This is a genomic window from Pseudomonas sp. A39, from assembly GCF_058145955.1.
Map to the genome: position 1 here is coordinate 246825 of NZ_JBYVMD010000001.1, position 15635 is coordinate 262459.

Annotated in this window: 16 protein-coding genes; 5 read left to right on the top strand and 11 right to left on the bottom strand. The window is 51.5% G+C overall.

From position 1 onward, the window contains the following. Positions 1-155: 155 nt before the first annotated feature. The 4 genes from AC3ZU9_RS01180 to namA form a co-directional block, all read right to left on the bottom strand. Positions 156-1061: an N-acyl homoserine lactonase family protein gene (locus AC3ZU9_RS01180; RefSeq protein WP_490090174.1), complete on the bottom strand. Its 906-nt coding sequence runs from the start codon at positions 1059-1061 to the stop codon at positions 156-158. Between the two features lie 51 nt (positions 1062-1112). Then, positions 1113-1655: a hypothetical protein gene (locus AC3ZU9_RS01185; protein WP_147469650.1), complete on the bottom strand. Its 543-nt coding sequence runs from the start codon at positions 1653-1655 to the stop codon at positions 1113-1115. 419 nt (positions 1656-2074) lie between these two features. Beyond that, on the bottom strand, positions 2075-2842 hold the full coding sequence (locus AC3ZU9_RS01190) for an SDR family NAD(P)-dependent oxidoreductase (RefSeq protein ID WP_064053054.1): 768 nt from the start codon (positions 2840-2842) through the stop codon (positions 2075-2077). A 417-nt stretch (positions 2843-3259) separates the two neighbouring features. Beyond that, positions 3260-4300, bottom strand: a complete 1041-nt coding sequence (namA, locus tag AC3ZU9_RS01195) for an NADPH dehydrogenase NamA (RefSeq protein ID WP_490090175.1) — start codon at positions 4298-4300, stop codon at positions 3260-3262. A 113-nt stretch (positions 4301-4413) separates the two neighbouring features. On the opposite strand from namA, the gene AC3ZU9_RS01200 reads away from it, so the two are divergent. Beyond that, on the top strand, positions 4414-4803 hold the full coding sequence (locus tag AC3ZU9_RS01200; RefSeq protein ID WP_490090176.1) for a winged helix-turn-helix transcriptional regulator: 390 nt from the start codon (positions 4414-4416) through the stop codon (positions 4801-4803). Positions 4804-4919: 116 nt separating this feature from the next. On the opposite strand, the gene AC3ZU9_RS01205 is transcribed toward AC3ZU9_RS01200, so the two are convergent. The 5 genes from AC3ZU9_RS01205 to AC3ZU9_RS01225 form a co-directional block, all read right to left on the bottom strand. Continuing rightward, positions 4920-6227 carry an OprD family porin gene (locus AC3ZU9_RS01205; RefSeq protein ID WP_064053057.1) on the bottom strand — a complete coding sequence of 436 codons (1308 nt, stop codon included), beginning with the start codon at positions 6225-6227 and terminating at the stop codon, positions 4920-4922. A gap of 266 nt (positions 6228-6493) precedes the next feature. After that, positions 6494-8146: an AMP-binding protein gene (locus tag AC3ZU9_RS01210; protein ID WP_490090177.1), complete on the bottom strand. Its 1653-nt coding sequence runs from the start codon at positions 8144-8146 to the stop codon at positions 6494-6496. Then, on the bottom strand, positions 8143-8889 hold the full coding sequence (locus AC3ZU9_RS01215; RefSeq protein ID WP_490090178.1) for a nitroreductase: 747 nt from the start codon (positions 8887-8889) through the stop codon (positions 8143-8145). Before AC3ZU9_RS01215 ends, AC3ZU9_RS01210 begins: the two co-directional genes overlap by 4 nt. Before the next feature lie 18 nt (positions 8890-8907). After that, positions 8908-10278, bottom strand: coding sequence for an MFS transporter (locus AC3ZU9_RS01220; protein WP_064053060.1), 1371 nt, complete (start codon positions 10276-10278; stop codon positions 8908-8910). A 352-nt stretch (positions 10279-10630) separates the two neighbouring features. Then, positions 10631-11656, bottom strand: a complete 1026-nt coding sequence (locus AC3ZU9_RS01225) for an AraC family transcriptional regulator (RefSeq protein ID WP_490090179.1) — start codon at positions 11654-11656, stop codon at positions 10631-10633. Positions 11657-11998: 342 nt separating this feature from the next. Between AC3ZU9_RS01225 and AC3ZU9_RS01230 the strand changes: the two genes are divergently transcribed. The 3 genes from AC3ZU9_RS01230 to AC3ZU9_RS01240 all read left to right on the top strand — a co-directional run bounded on the left by AC3ZU9_RS01230 (position 11999) and on the right by AC3ZU9_RS01240 (position 13634). Continuing rightward, positions 11999-12766 carry an SDR family NAD(P)-dependent oxidoreductase gene (locus AC3ZU9_RS01230; protein ID WP_490090180.1) on the top strand — a complete coding sequence of 256 codons (768 nt, stop codon included), beginning with the start codon at positions 11999-12001 and terminating at the stop codon, positions 12764-12766. Between the two features lie 183 nt (positions 12767-12949). Further along, positions 12950-13444 carry a MaoC/PaaZ C-terminal domain-containing protein gene (locus tag AC3ZU9_RS01235; RefSeq protein ID WP_490090181.1) on the top strand — a complete coding sequence of 165 codons (495 nt, stop codon included), beginning with the start codon at positions 12950-12952 and terminating at the stop codon, positions 13442-13444. A gap of 46 nt (positions 13445-13490) precedes the next feature. Further along, positions 13491-13634 carry a hypothetical protein gene (locus AC3ZU9_RS01240; protein ID WP_490090222.1) on the top strand — a complete coding sequence of 48 codons (144 nt, stop codon included), beginning with the start codon at positions 13491-13493 and terminating at the stop codon, positions 13632-13634. Here AC3ZU9_RS01240 and AC3ZU9_RS01245 read toward each other — a convergent pair. Together AC3ZU9_RS01245 and AC3ZU9_RS01250 are read right to left on the bottom strand one after the other, a co-directional pair. Beyond that, positions 13623-13988, bottom strand: coding sequence for a histone-like nucleoid-structuring protein, MvaT/MvaU family (locus tag AC3ZU9_RS01245; protein WP_490090182.1), 366 nt, complete (start codon positions 13986-13988; stop codon positions 13623-13625). The two genes, AC3ZU9_RS01240 and AC3ZU9_RS01245, sit on opposite strands and share 12 nt — an antisense overlap. Before the next feature lie 404 nt (positions 13989-14392). Beyond that, positions 14393-15175 carry a DUF4253 domain-containing protein gene (locus tag AC3ZU9_RS01250; RefSeq protein WP_490090183.1) on the bottom strand — a complete coding sequence of 261 codons (783 nt, stop codon included), beginning with the start codon at positions 15173-15175 and terminating at the stop codon, positions 14393-14395. Positions 15176-15388: 213 nt separating this feature from the next. On the opposite strand from AC3ZU9_RS01250, the gene AC3ZU9_RS01255 reads away from it, so the two are divergent. Then, entirely contained in the window at positions 15389-15625 is a 237-nt protein-coding gene (locus AC3ZU9_RS01255) for a hypothetical protein (RefSeq protein WP_490090184.1), read from the top strand. Positions 15626-15635 lie beyond the last annotated feature (10 nt).

Consider the following 15635-nt stretch of genomic DNA (forward strand, 5'->3'; position numbering starts at 1 on the left):
CACGTGCATCACTGCACAATTGACCAAATGTTTACGGGCAGGTGAACGATGGTGAACACAAGAAGCGCCATTAGCATCCATTCAGTAGCACCCCATACAGCTTCAATGGGCGCTACTTTCAGGATGCCTGACGTTATAGGCAGCGCAGTGGAGAATTACGCTACGACCGATTCCTGGCCTCTTGCCAGGCATATCTCGCTGACCCGCAATCCCAACTTAGTATTACGAGATGGGAACACGTCTTTAAGCCGCTCCTCATGAATGGGGATAACGCGCTTGACCTGATAATCAACAGCTTTGAGCATGTCATCCGACGCTGCTACCAGGTTGGTGTTACTGCCCATCGCAAGGCCCACCGGTTTGATACTTAGTCGGCCGTCGATCTGGCCATCGAGAACCTGCGGGTTCTTCACCAGGTTCTCGTAGACGTACACAAGATCACCTGCCAGCACCCATCCATTTTCAGACTCGCGCTCAAGGTCATTACGAACATGCAGCCACATGCAGCCATAGGTGTGGCTGTCGAACGCGACGTGAATATCGATGCCCGGAACCACATCTTCCAGAGCACCGTCCAGGCACTTCAAGCGGCCTTGCTTAGCTAGGTCAACAGCCCTAAGGATGTCCGACGGATCAGTACCCGCCATCATCCATTGCATATGCTCCGGTTGGGCCATAGCCCAAATCCACTTCGAGAGTTCGCGCTCCTGAATGTAAAACGTAGCGTTCGGGAAAGCGTCAGTATTGCCCAGGTGATCGAAGTGAGAGTGGGTAATGAATACAGTGTCCACCTCTTCCGGCGTCACCCCGCACTCTGCGAGTACTTCGCGAGGCGAATGCCAGTGTTCGACACCGAAACGTTCACCCAAGACCCCGCCATAAGCCTGGTGGTTGTAGCCAACGTCTACCATCATGGTTCGCCCGCCACCCTTGATAACGACGTAGCAATAAGGGAGCTTACGAACTCCTTCGTTATGCGCACCGTAAAGCACGCCACTGACGGGATAATTCACCACATAGGCATATTCAGCGACCCAGATGGAGTAGGTGTTGTCGGTCATAAGGTGCTCCCAATTCTTGTAATTAGTAGTTGCACATGATGTGTTGCAGTTTTAAGAAATAGCGGTGGAGCCTATGTTGCAACACGCGCATGCGTCTTCAAATGCCACGGGCTGCATGGATACGACTGGATCGGCGGCGCAATGAAGGACAGCGGTGACTGCCTTTAACTGCGTAAGCCACTGCGCAAGCTTGAGGGTGAGTTCGCGGGTGTTCCGCACCGCAACGTTAAGGTCGTCGGCAACTTGGTAAAGCTGCCGTGCTGCTTCTCGGAGGTGGTTGAGGTGCACAGCCGCAGTGACAGGAGCGCTTAACGCGTAAAGCTCTTCAATACAGGCCTGCGCCTGCTCTTTTGGCGTTCTGGACATCTCAAAATAGGTATCGAAGCACCCCTTCGCCTGACCCAGTATCAGGAGCCCTGCAATTTGTCCGACGAGACTGTTCATCCTCTCGTAGTGCGGGCGAACGCGACTCGCGTAATACACCCATTCATCCGTACGCTCGTTGACACCAATAACTGCATTCGAGAGCGCTGATGGCACAGCCGGAACCGTGCCGAGCGAGATCGGCGCAAAGGAGGTAAGAGTTGCGTTCATCGCTGACCCCTTCATAGCTTGAGCATTCAACTCAATGTTGGCGTATTGCTCAGCTGCTAATTTTGTTTACGGGACGTTAGAACAGAAGCCATCTCAGGCCTTCCGCTAAGGGCATGCACTCTGCTGCGGAATAAGCGAAGCTTCGCTAAAGCATGGGTGGCGTTCAGCAAAAAGTGAAAGGGACGAAGGGACGAGCATGAGGGTGTCTCCGAGCTTTTTATATTTGTATGGGAAAGACCTTATCCCACCGCTCATTGCACTGGCTATTTCAATAAAATTGGAGATTATTCAGTTTGATCGATCAATGATGTGTTAGACGCGACTCCGCTATAAAAGAGCCGCACCTAAGCGTTGCACCTCAATTGTGACCTCTGAAAATCTTTAGCCTGATTTTCGCAAAATCTATAATGAAGTTGAAATTACAGAGCCGAATAACCACCATCAACGGTTAATACGGTTCCGGTAACAAACGATGCTTCATCAGAGGCCAGAAAGAGAATAGAGTTTGCGATCTCCTCAGGCCTGCCAAGTCGTTTGATCATTTGTTTATCAGTCATCACCTTCAAATACTCTTCGGAGATGTTACTGACTGCGGGAGTATCGATCGTACCTGGCGCAACGGCATTGACACGAATGCCCTTTGGTGACAGTTCGGCGGCGAGATGAAGTGCAAGACCTGACGCCACGAACTTGCTTGGGCCATAAACCGCCAAACCAGGAATCCCATTCAAGGCTGCGATAGATGAAAGGAAAATTATCGAGCCTGTAGCTTTAGGAACCATGTGAACAGCAGCATGCTTTGCAACAAGGAACATGCCGCGGGCGTTGATCGACATCACCTTGTCCCAGAGTTCTGCGGTTGCCTGCTCGAGATCTGCTTCCGGAATGATCCCTGCATTGGAAACGACTACGTCGAGTTGCCCGAAGGTTTTGATGCCTACCGCAATCATCTCGATAATATCTTGTTCTACAGATACGTCGCATTTTATAGTGATAACTTCAACGCCCTTGACTCGAAGCGAGTCAGCAAGCGTGCTCAAAAGATCGATATTAATATCAGACAGGACAAGCTTCGCGCCCTCTCGCGCCATGACCTCGGCGGTTGCTCGACCAATACCATTAGCAGCTCCGGTAATAACAGCCACTTTGGATTGCAAGCGGCCGAGTCCCTGAATTGAAGTAGTCATGTATACGATCTCGCTTAAAAAATCTATTAAAGTTTCGGGCAATTTTTAGCAATTAGCCCAAGTTTGCAAATCAAGAAGTTGCGCTAAAATAGTTACTCAATCAAGGCTCGTATCGAGAGCCTTGATCTGGGCGGCAACTCAGATTACTGCGCAGCACGGCAACGCACTAATTAAATTATCATCGCGACTATGCAATTAAATCTAATAATCTCTCATCTCACTGACTTGCCAGCCGCCCGTGGGAGGCCGGCATCTTTCATCCATTATGAAAAATCTGCCCGATAGTGACGCATGCAAGTTAGCTATGCTTAACCGGGCGCAACAACTCCCACAGAATGAAGTGTATTTTTTGGCGCGTCATTTCTCGATATCGAGAGTAGCTAAGTCCGATCGCCCTTTTACGGCACGAATGGATAATTAGGCTTTGGTATCAAGCCATACAGAACCGTAACGTGTGTAGGCAGTAGGAATTTCAATGATTTCTTTCAGATCATCTGCTGCAGTGCGCACCCAGAATGGATCACGCAGCATTTGCCGACCGACAAACACTAGATCAGCTCGGCCGTTCTGCAGAATTTCTTCGGCTTGGCGACCACTCTGGATCACACCCACAGCCCCCGTAGCAATGCTGAGTTCCTTGCGTAGCAGTTCCGAAGCCGGTACCTGATAGCCCGGATAGGTTTGCACCTTGACCATCTTGATACCGCCAGAGCTGCAGTCGATAAGATCGACGCCCTGTTCTTTCATCCAGCGACCGTACTCAAGGAATGACTCGGGCGTGTTTCCGCCGTCGGCGTAATCAGAGCTGGAGATTCGAACAAAAAGGGGACGATCGCCCCAATGCGTTTTGACTTCCTCCAGCACTTCGCGCAGGAAGCGATAGCGACGCTTGGCGTCACCGCCATATTCGTCATCGCGAGTATTGGCGAGTGGCGAGAGGAACTCATTGAGCAAATAACCATGTGCAGCATGGATCTCAAGCACATCGAAGCCCGCGTCACTGGCACGTCGTGCGGCGTCGCCATAGAGCTTCACCAATCCCGGAATTTCGTCAGCCGCGAGTGCGCGAGGCACAGGGCTAGTTTCCGTAAAAGGGATAGCCGATGGCGCGATATGAATAAGGTTCGGCAGGTCAGCATTGCGTCCCGCATGACCAATCTGAGCGCCAGCTTTTGCACCAAAGCTGTGAAGCAGTTCGGTCAGCGCTTTCAAGCCAACGACGTGTGCGTCGCTCCAGATACCGAGGTCACCGGCCCCGATACGGCCATCGGCGTGAACTGCCAGCGTCTCGGGAAAAATCAGCGCCGCCTGGCCTAAAGCGCGAGCACCGTAATGCACTCGGTGCCACTCAGTGACAAAGCCGTCATCGGCAGCCATGTGCATGCACATAGGCGACATGACCACGCGATTCTTCAGTTTCAGGCCTTTTATTTCATGGGGGGATAGCAACAAGCTCATTTGATATATTCCGTAGTGGTTGATACGGAATGATGCTAACGTATGCACGTCGAATACGTAAGTACGCACTTTTTTGTGCTATAGGCACATTTTTTATACCTGGGAGCTGAAAGATGAAGAAATGTACGCCTCAAGGTGAAATAGAGGCGTTTGCCTGCCCCGTTGCGTTCACTGTCGACGTCATCGGTGGTAAATGGAAAGCGCTTATATTGTTCCATCTAATGTCCGGAACGAAACGTTTCAACGAGCTACGACGGCTTATGCCAGATATTGCTCAGAGGATGCTCACGCTCCAGCTGAGAGAGCTGGAGACAGATCAGGTTATTCATCGTGAGATTTATCGCGAGGTTCCGCCAAAGGTGGAGTATTCGCTTACAGAGTTAGGGAGTACGCTCATGCCTTTGGTAAAGGCGATGCGGGAATGGGGAGCAGTACATGAGCCTGCGATTTTGGCGTTCAGGCGCTCTGCAATCGAAGGAAAACCCTTGGAGTATCTTGGCTAGTAAACACTTTAATACAAAAGGCCATTTTCAGGCCCTTTGTGCTAACTTGTCAGCAACGAGTTAAATTTAACATTTTAAAACTCTCAAAGTTAGTTTAATACTGTTGCGTTTAGCTTTTAGAGAAGTGGGATACTGTAGCTAACAAACACCCGATTCTGATCTTGATCACGTGCGGCTTCGCTATTGGATTTACCGTTACGCCAACCAAAGCCAACGCCTTTGAGCGCTCCCGACTGAATAACGTAGTCCAGAAAGATATCCCTTTCCCATTCCTTCTGATTGTCGCCGGATCTCGTCTTAATATTGTCCCCGGAGAGGTACATGACCGAGGCTTTCAGGCCAGGAATACCCAAGGCGGCAAAGTCATAGGCGTACTGACCAAATGACGTACGTTCCCCTGCGCGGGTGAAGCTCTGGATCAGACGGTCTGTGTATAGGTACAGGCTGCTACCTCCGGCGCCTTTATCCACTAAACTGCCCTGGTTCAGCTGGGTGAAGCTGCTCCCGTCCGAAACGCTTTGGTAGCCCGCAGTAAATGCGTGGGCGCCAAGGCTATAAATTAATGCAGCACTCCAAAGACGGTTGTCGATCACGCCATCACCGTTCTTTGTGTAGCCACTGATTCGGTAACCTGATGTACCGGAGCTGTTTTCACCTGACGAGTCAGTTTTGAAGTAGCGAAGATCAGTTTTAAGAGATTGGTTATCCGAGATTGCGAGCGTGTGAATCAGTCCGAAAAATTGCTGGTTATAGTAATTATCGAGATGAGCATAGTAGTACTGAGCCGTTAAATCCTTGGTGACTTTCCAGTCGCCCCCTGCGAAAGCGAACTGGTTGCTTTCGCGCGTACCACCCATAGCGGCCAGCCCCGTCTGATCAGTTGAACCGCGACCAGTAGCATGTTCAATCCGCCCACCCGTCAGGGTCAGATCCTTGAACTCGCTTGAGGTAATTTGGCCACCCTCGAAGGTTTGTGGAAGCACCCGTCCATCGTTGGCGACCAGGATCGGTAGTTTCGGAATCAAGGTGCCGTAGCGTAGTTCGGTCTTCGACATTTTGACTTTTCCGGTCAGCCCCAGCCGGCTCCACTCGTCGACGGCGCGGTTGTTACTGTACGATGGAATCATAGAGCTGCCGACGTGTCGTCCCTTGCCAGAATCCAGAGTAATGCCCAGCAGTCCCAAGGCATCAACGCCAAAACCAACGGTTCCATCGGTATATCCCGACTTGAAATCCAACATGAAACCTTGCGCCCACTCTTCGGTTTTCGAAGGCGCAGCGGTACCATCCCGGTTGTCGTTATTGAAGTAAAAGTTCCGCATTCCCAAGGTGGCTTTGCTGTCACTTAGAAAGTCAGCAGACGCCTGGCCACTTATGGCAATACTGACAAACACCAGTTTTACAGATATTTTCTTTAGACTCACTGTATAACGCTCCGATTTTTTATTATTGGTAAGCAACAGAAGCAACAACTAACTCTCCCTACAAATAAAACGCACCCGAAAGCCACAAAATTTACCAACAGCACTGAGATATTAATAGGCAAGGCTGGAATGCTTTTCTATTATTCGAAAGATGCAAACTAGCCTTATGATCCGTTTAACCTCATCAGTTTTTACGAAAATCTCCATTCGCGCCGCTTACATCTTCGCAAACGACTCAGTTTTTCCCAACGTGATGTACTCAAGCATTAGCTATTTGAGGCTAAACGGATAATCGCGTCACGACTGCCTGCTTGCTCTCGAAGTAAAAATTTCTGGATTTTACCAGTTGCGGTTTTCGGCAACTCCATAAAAACCACTCTACGCGGACATTTAAACCGTGCGAGACGGGCCTGACAGAACATCATTAGTTCTGCCTCGGTCGTAGGTTCTACACCCAGTTTCAACTCGACGAACGCACATGGCACTTCGCCCCATTTGTCATCAGGCTGAGCGACAACAGCAGCATGTAAAACAGATGGATGACCGTGAATGGTTTCCTCGATCTCTACAGACGATATATTCTCGCCACCGGAAATAATGACGTCCTTGCATCGGTCGGTAATTTGTACATAACCGTTGGGGTGCACCACGGCTATATCACCAGTATGAAACCAGCCGCCTTCAAAGGCTTTTCGGGTTGCGCTTTCATTCTTCAGATAGCCCATCATCACGGTATTGCCTTTGAGCAGTAGCTCACCCGTTGTTTGGCCGTCTTTCGGTACTGGCTGCAAAGTTTCCGAGTCCGCGACCATTACGCCTTCGAACGCTGCAGCTCGAGCCCCTTGCTGTACACGAAGAGCACCCTGCTCACTCGGTGTTAAATCATCCCAACCGTCTTGCCATTCGCAGCCAATTGGGGTGCCGGAAACCTCTGTAATTCCATAAACATGGTTAACGTCAAAGCCATGTGAGACTATCGCATTCAGTACGGTAGCAGGAGGTGGGGAACCAGCAGTCAGCACTCTAACCGGACTTTTGAGCGGCGGGCGATTTGCGGCGTTCGCGATCATTGCCATCACAATGGGCGCCGCACAGAAGTGATCGACACCATGGTTGTCTATCGACTCAAAAACCGTCTCTGCGGAAACTTTTCTTAGACACACATGCGTGCCAGCGACGGCAGTGATAGCCCAGGTAAAACACCATCCGTTTGCGTGGAACATCGGTAGTGTCCACAGATAACGAGGTGCACGAGAAAGCGGCCAGTTGGTGATCTGCAACATACTCATTAGGTATGTCCCGCGATGACTGGCCACTACACCCTTCGGATCACCGGTTGTACCTGAAGTGTAGTTGAGCGCAATCGGCTGCCACTCGTCACTGGGCCATACGCCCTCGAAATCAGGGTTACCACTAGCGATAAACGTTTCATAATCGACCTCCCCAATGCTCTCGGAAAGTGGAGCTAAGTGATCATTTATGTCGATGACAATTGGACGATGCTCAAGGAGTTCAATTGCGGCATTAGCCAGCGCGGCAAACTCTCGATCAACCAAGAGGAGCTTGCACTCCCCGTGACGAAGTATGAATGCCACGCCTTCTGCATCCAGGCGGTAGTTAACGGTGTTCAGAACTGCGCCGCAGAGGGGTATCCCAAAATGCGCTTCGAGCATTGCCGGGGTATTAGGAGACAGGATTGAAACGGTGTCTCCGGCCCCCATTCCCTTTTTGGAAAGAGCCGAGGCCAATCGAAAGCAACGTTCGCGGGTCTCACTCCAGGTTCTGCGAAGTTCGCCATGCACCACAGCTACCCGATCCGGGTGCACGATAGCTGCACGATCAAGAAAACCAAGTGGAGTCAGGGGCAAATAGTTGGCCTTGCATTGTTCAAGCCCATTCTCGTAAGCACCAGGCTTCATGATGTCGTCTCCTTATTATTGTGATGAAAAGTGGAAAACGCGCCCACAGGCTCCCGATCCGTGACCAAGGTGTTCTCTATACAGGACTCGTCGGCGTATCCAAGGCTCATTCCGCAGACCAACATTTGATCTGCCGGGATCGCAAGGGCCTGCGAAATAACGTGGTGATATTTCAAAAACGCTGCTTGCGGGCAGGTGTGCAAGTTTCTGCCACGCGCCGCCACCATCACTGCCTGCAGGAACATTCCATAATCAAGGAGACTTCCTTCTTTCAAGACTCGATCAATGGTGAAGATCAATCCTACTGGCGCATCAAAAAAACGGTAATTGCGGCCGTGCTGTGCATGCATCCGCTGCTTGTCACCCTTCTCGATTCCCAGCAATCCGTAGAGTTCCCACCCTACTTTCCTTCTGCGATCCACGTAGGGTGAAGTCCATTTTTGTGGGTAATATTCGTATGCATCTTCAAGGTGGTTGCTGAGTGACGGATTATTGTCGACCTCGGCAATGGCACATGAGAGATGAGTCTTCGCTTCTCCAGTGACAACATGGACGCACCAAGGCTGCATATTCACTCCAGTTGCGCAGAACCGAGCGATATCAAGGATCGCTTCGATTTCTTCGCGTGGAACAGGAGTGGGCAAAAAGGCCCGAATGCTGCGTCGTGAAGCTATCGCCCAATCAACCGTTTGGCTGAGAAGCTCAGACGATATTGGCGGTTCGGATAAGCGATTGATTTTCATACCTTCAATTCCACGAATTCAGCTTCGGTCAGGTGCATCAGGGGAGTAGCTAGACGGTGCTGGGGCTTTTTTGACTTGAGTAGAGTCAGCACGCGACTGATTGATCATGGTGACTGCGACTGCGCCGATGAGCCCAGCAAGGCTGATGGCCATAAAGTTTTTCTCAAGCGGAAGGTTTAACGACACCAACCAGCCGATGAGAACCGGTGCGACGATTGCGCCAATCCTTCCCACTCCAGACGCAAAGCCCACACCGGTTGATCGAATCGATGACGGGTAGAAATCTCCTGCATACGCATATGCCAACAACTGGGTACCCAGGGTCGATGCACCGACAACGAACACCACGGGGAAAAGCAAAGTCGTTGAGCGCGTATAACCCAAGATGGTTAAAGCAATTGCACCGACGATGTAGAAGCAGACCAGTACGTGTTTGATGTTTAATTTGTCACTCAACCATCCACCGCCGATAGCACCGGCGATGGCCCCCACATTGAAAACAATCACAAAGTTCAACGCCGAGCCAAGACTGAATCCCGCCATCGCCATAAGCTTGGTTAGCCAGGAGTTAAGGGCGTAGACCATGAACAGACCGGTCATGAATGCCGCCCAGATCATGACGGTGCTAAAACCTCGACCATCCTTAAACAAATTGCGAACTGGTGCTTCTTGTTTATCCACTATTCCGGCATTCCCGGTCATAACAGTGTTTTCGTCAATGATGAGAGTAGGGTCTAGCTTTCGAGCAATTGCTCGCAGCTCATCCTGACGTCCGGTTTTGAGCAGGTAACCTATGGACTCGGGCATGGTCTTCAGGATCATGGGAATCAGAAGTACTGGCAGCACCGCCACATAAAACACCCACTGCCATCCGTGACTCTCAATGAGTTGCTTGCCAGTCATCGCAACCAAAATACCGCCCACGGAGTACCCTGCGAACACGAGAGTTACCAGCCGAGTACGTAATTTGAGTGGAGAAAACTCACCCATCTGGGCGGTGCAAATTGGCAGTACACCGCCGATCCCAAGACCAGCGATAAAGCGCGAAATGCTGAAGCTGATAGGATCACTGGTGAGACCTGCCGCTGCTGTGAAGATACTGAACAAGGCAACGCAGACTGCGATCATCTTGGGGCGCCCGATACGATCCGCTAGCGTTCCAAGAAAAATCGCGCCCAGCATCGTTCCGAAGAGCGCAGACCCGGCCATTATTCCGGCGCTAGTTGGATCAATGTTCATGTCTTTCATGATTGCCGGCAGGGCCGCACCCACTACGGCGAGGTCGTAGCCATCGATGATCAGAATGAGCACGCACCAAAACAGAATGAGCCTATGGAAGCGGTTGAACTTCGACTCAACTGCGAGTGTATAAACGTTTACCGGCTGCATATCGCGTCTCCTTCGATCTTGTTTTTTTTGTGAAGTGCACTTGCATCTGCCTCATCAGGCACCTGGTCTTTGGAGTTATATCGAGGTTGAACACGCACCGTTTGAAGGCTCGGTGGTTTGCTTGATATGCGACGCAAAGGGTGCCTGCGTCGCATCGTAGAAGTTGCCTTTGCTGAGGCCTATGCCCAGCGACTTCGTTCTGCCTGACCGATTTAGACACCAACAGCTCGTCATAAACGTCGAGGATGACTTTAGCGAGAGATGCCCATCGGCATCCGGCGGGTGAAGCGCGTTGCAGATCTCAGTACGTAATCCGGCGGGAAGTGGTTCTCCTGCTCCGAAGGAAAGGCTGTTAGATCCCGCCCGATTCGTCAGCATTGGAGCGGCGATAAGCGCCAGGGCTCACTCCCGTCCACTTCTTGAAGGCACGATGAAATGCGCTGCTCTCCTGGAAGCCAGTGAGAGCAGCCACTTCGGTTACGGTCATGTTCGGTTGGCACAGCAGATTGATTGCCATGTCACGTCGCAGATTGTCTTTCAAACGCTGATAGCTAACGCCCTCGGCCTGTAGTCTTCGCTGGAGCGTCGAATAGGATATGCGTAGCGTGTTTGCCACCTTATCCAGCTCTGGCCATTCCTCCGGATTCAGGCCTCGCAATTTCATCCGGATCTGGGCGCTGGTGCTGTCCTCGTTACGATATTTCACCAGCAGACTGGCAGGCGACTCTTTCAAAAACGCCGATAGGCTGGCTTTGTTTTGCACGACCTTGAGGCTCAGAAACGTGCGATCAAAACGAATCATCGTAACGGGAGCACCAAACTGGATTTCTTCACAGAAGCGCATCCGATAGTCACTGTCGTCCAGTGGTCGATTCGGTTTAAAGCAAAGTTCCTTTATCGGAATACGCCTGTTACCCAGCCAACAGAGCAGCCCATGAACTAAAATCAACCATGTTCCGTAGCTAAACAGGCGGCGTTCAACGCCTTTGTCATGGATAAAAATGACGGCGCAGTCGTCTTCAATCTTCAGCTCACCGTGAATATCGTCCAATACGAGGCGTAAGAATTTCAGAATCCGACGCAACGCTTGCTCTAACGACTCGCAGTCAATTGACGACTGGCACATCAATTGGAAGCTGCCTCGTCGCATTGGATGGCTATCGATTCCGAAAAACTCATCATCGAGCAGATCTGAAAGTGCGACCCACAAGCGAGAGAATGCAGCAGCCGAAACCCTGGCTTGGGGAGAAGTCAGGAGTTCCGGATCTATACGCGCTTGCTGCAATGCGATGGAGGTGTCCAGTTGGCGTCGCGATGCGCCATCGAGAGCTTCAAGCACCAATCCAATTGAAGTCGTTCCCTTATCCTGGATGAGCACGCTTATTCCTCTGCGCATATGATTTCTGACGTGATGCTGAGCTTTAGGTCTTTTCGGTAATTCTACTTCGAACAACCTGACGAGCCTCAATTCTTTGTGTACGTTTCAGCTTCCCTGCATTGAATGTCAAGTGCATGTGCCACCCCTTTTCTTGATGCCTGGCCTCGATGTCCAAAGCATTCAAACAATCTGAGGCGTTTGAGCATTGTCGGGATCACTGACCGCCGACACTATCGGTTCAACAATCTTCGGCGTGGCTGACACCTGAAGCGAACCGGCATTTGAGCCTTTTATCTGTCAAGTAACCGCTTGTGCGGTACTACCCACTTTTAGGGGGACATCATGCGCATCGAAAACTCAGTCTTTCTAATCACTGGCGTAGGTTCCGGACTCGGTCTGGCATCGGCGCGTGAATTGGTGGCCCGGGGTGCAAACGTGGTGCTGGTTGAGGTCAACGAAGCATCTGGTGCAGCTCGCGCTGACGAGCTGAGAGAATGTGCGATCTTCGTTCGAGCCGATATCACCAGTGAAATTGACTGCCGAACAGCAATAGCCTCTGCAATTAGCACATTCGGTGCATTGCATGGCGTGATCAACTGCGCGGGTATTGCACCAGCCGAACGGGTTTTAGGTCGTAATGGCCCCCATGGACTGGAAAGTTTTCGTCGAACTGTCGAGATCAACTTGATCGGAAGCTTCAACATGGTTCGCCTTGCCGCCGAGGCTATGGCGGGAGGAGAACCCAGTGTCGAGGGAGCGCGCGGCATAGTAGTGAATACAGCCTCAGTCGCCGGGTATGACGGACAGACAGGCCAAGCCGCTTACGCCGCATCCAAGGGCGGCGTCGCTGCCATGACACTGCCATTGGCACGCGACCTGGCGCGTTCAGGCATCCGTGTGATGTGCATCGCACCCGGAATATTTGAGACCCCGATGATGGCGAGTATGCCTCAGGAAGTGCAGGCATCATTGGCAGCCAATGCGCCGTTCCCTCCACGGCTGGGAAGACCTTCAGAATACGCGTCCTTGGCAGCGCACATCATCGAAAACTCCATGCTCAATGGTGAGGTGATCCGTTTGGATGGCGCTTTGAGAATGGCCGCGAAATAGATCGAGCTAAACGTCTATGACCGGTCACCAGCCACGCCCAAAAATGAAACAGAAGATTCAGTTATGAGCTATCAACAAAATGCCTGACCAGAAAGAAGGGGCGCGAGCATTTGTGAGGAAAAGCACAGCTAAGTTTTGAGCGGAAGTGTCGCGAGTTAAACGCTGCGAAATCGAGGAGATACCGTGGCAGATAAAGAGCTGTTTTGGGAAGACTTCATCCTAGGTAGAACTTGGACAGCCAAGCAATCTGCTCCTATCACAACGGAACAAATTATCGCTTTTGCTGCCGAGTACGATCCTCTCGATATACATATTGACCCTGACCTTGCCCGTTCGAGTCCGCTTGGGGTGCACTGTGCCAGCGGGGTACAGTCGTTCGGTATCTCGCAACGTTTGATGTGTGATGCCTTACTTCTTCAGACAAACGTCGTTGCGGGAGGGAAGATTGATGGCTTTAGGATGGTTGCTCCAGTAGTGCCTGGAGACATTCTCACGCTCTCAGCTCCAGTCGTTCGATCACTCATCCACGCTGGAAACCATGCACGAGGGTGGGTTGTATTTAAAGCTGACGTCGCTACGACGGCGGGGAAAACCGTCCTTGTATATGAGGTGACGGTATTAATACTGCGCAGGGGCGATTCAAACCTCGCATCGCTGGTATCTCTCCAGGAAACCTAGAAGCGCCTATCGGTGCAGCAATGAGAAAGAGCGATCTTCCCGTAAAATCTGTCTAACGTGCGGCCTCCCCTTCACATGGAGGAAGAGGATGTTCGCTGCTGCTCGGAGCGCTGCCGACGCACCCAAAAATGAGCCCCAAAAAAGAGCCATCACCGGCCCTTATGTAGTCAACCCCAAATCACTTGCTTAGCCAGGATTCGACAGTCGCTGCGCCATGCTCAGTTTTCCACTCTTTCAAACCTTTGTGATTGCCGCCTTTCGTTTCGATAATCTCGCCGGTGTGCGGGTTCTTGTAGACTTTCACCGTGCGGGCTTTACGTGTGCCGGTTTTTGACGCAGACAGTGGAGCGCGACGACTGGCATGTGGATCAAGCAGGTTGATCACATCCTTAAGGCTGTAGCCATATTTTGCGAGCAAATCGCGCAGTTTGGTCTCGAATTCTATTTCTTTCTTGAGGCCCGCATCACCCTTGAGAGCCTCAAGCGCTTGGAGCTGTTCGGCAAGATGTTTTTCAAGCTGGCGGAATTCTGCGAGTTTGGACATGGGAGCTTCCTAAGCAATTGGTACAGTCAAGTCACAATAGAATAGACACTTAAATGAAGCAGAAGTATCAATGGTTAGATTCTATAAGCTGCTCGGGTACAGAACGTCGGAAAGCGCTGAGTAACCGACGCAAGCGGAGCGCGCAGACTGGCACAGCCGAAGGCGTGAAGGATGGACGCCCGCAAGGCCGAGATGCGGCGGGACGCAGGAGCTCGGTTCATGACAGCCTGCCCGCGCACAGTGGCTAGCCAACCGAGGTAAGTCAGCCAGATCTTGCGGCTCGACACCGTCGTGGGCCGAACACAACGCGCAATGCAAATGCCCTCTCTACAAGGCTGCCAAAAGCCCCAGACTTCTCAAAAGTTCTGGTCTCTATTCAGTCGGGCTTTTGCTGCGCACGGAGATCATTCCACGTAACGGAGCCACAAATGCGTCCGACCGGAAATCGCCTGTGCGACTGCAGATATACGTGCTTGTAGGTCTTCATCGCTAGTGTTGTAAAGCGCACAGAAGTCTTTGGCGACGACGTTAGCAAGGAATGTATCAGGGGGTTCAGCACGAATGAAGCCGATGTAAGAGGCACCTACGCCCATCAACTCATAGCCATGTTCTTCTGAAAAATGACGCGCAACTGCAAAGTTTTTCGCAGGATCCAGGTCTGAAGTGAAATAGCCATTCGGAAAAGCCGCGAGTGCCTGGCAGGACTGCTGAACGGGTACCAGGAGCGCTGAAAGAGGCTGCTCTAGAAGAGAGATAGGGTTGTTCTGGTAACCGATCCACTCCTGGAGGGCCTGCTGATCTAGCGTCAAACCATGAGTACAAGCATCCTCGAAAGACGTGGCTGCAACCAGGGTCATGAAATTGCGAAGACAGATTGCGAACTCCTCTTTCGTAGTCGGATAGCCTATGTATTCACCATTCTCAAAGCACTCTGGAGGCAAGCCCGCTATGTCCTGCTCCGATGCATCGTCCATCCCTAAATTATTGCGCACATGTCCCGAGGTGTAGCGGGCTTGGTGCAGATCATCGAGCGAGAACAGAGGTTTAAAGCCTGGATGCGCCTCAGCAATCTTACGACGAGCTTCGGTCAGATCGTCAAAGCTGGTAATCCCGCTCACGCCGTACTCATCGCATGTACCTACAGACGGATTATCACGCTTGCCGTTACCGCGAAATTCGATATCCATAAACCGTGGCCTGCTCCATTTTGGTACTGAATTGAGTGAGTAATCCTAAGCGTTTCAGGATCATCATTGAAGGTCTGCCGCCAAGCGACAATAAGTCTTCCTGCCACCACATAGCAGCGCGCTACGCTAACTTTGACGTTCGCACTTCGAGGTAATGTTGATGTCCGAAACTGGCCTACCATGCAATTTCTAATCGACTCAGGGAAGAAACTGATGACTACAGATCCGTTATGTCTAGTCTTTGTGCCGGCTCTGGCGGCAGTGCTGCAAGCCGCCGAGGATAAAAAGGGCCAGCCGCTTACCGAGATTGAGGTGTGTGAAATCCGAGACATATCCACCTGCATCGCTTTGCCTTTTAGCGCAGCCTTGGCAGTGGAAGAAGATCGTGGTTATCCAGACATCGTCGCGGAGGACTGCTGGAATCAATGGCAACGTCTACGCTCCCAGTGATTTGCGCCTG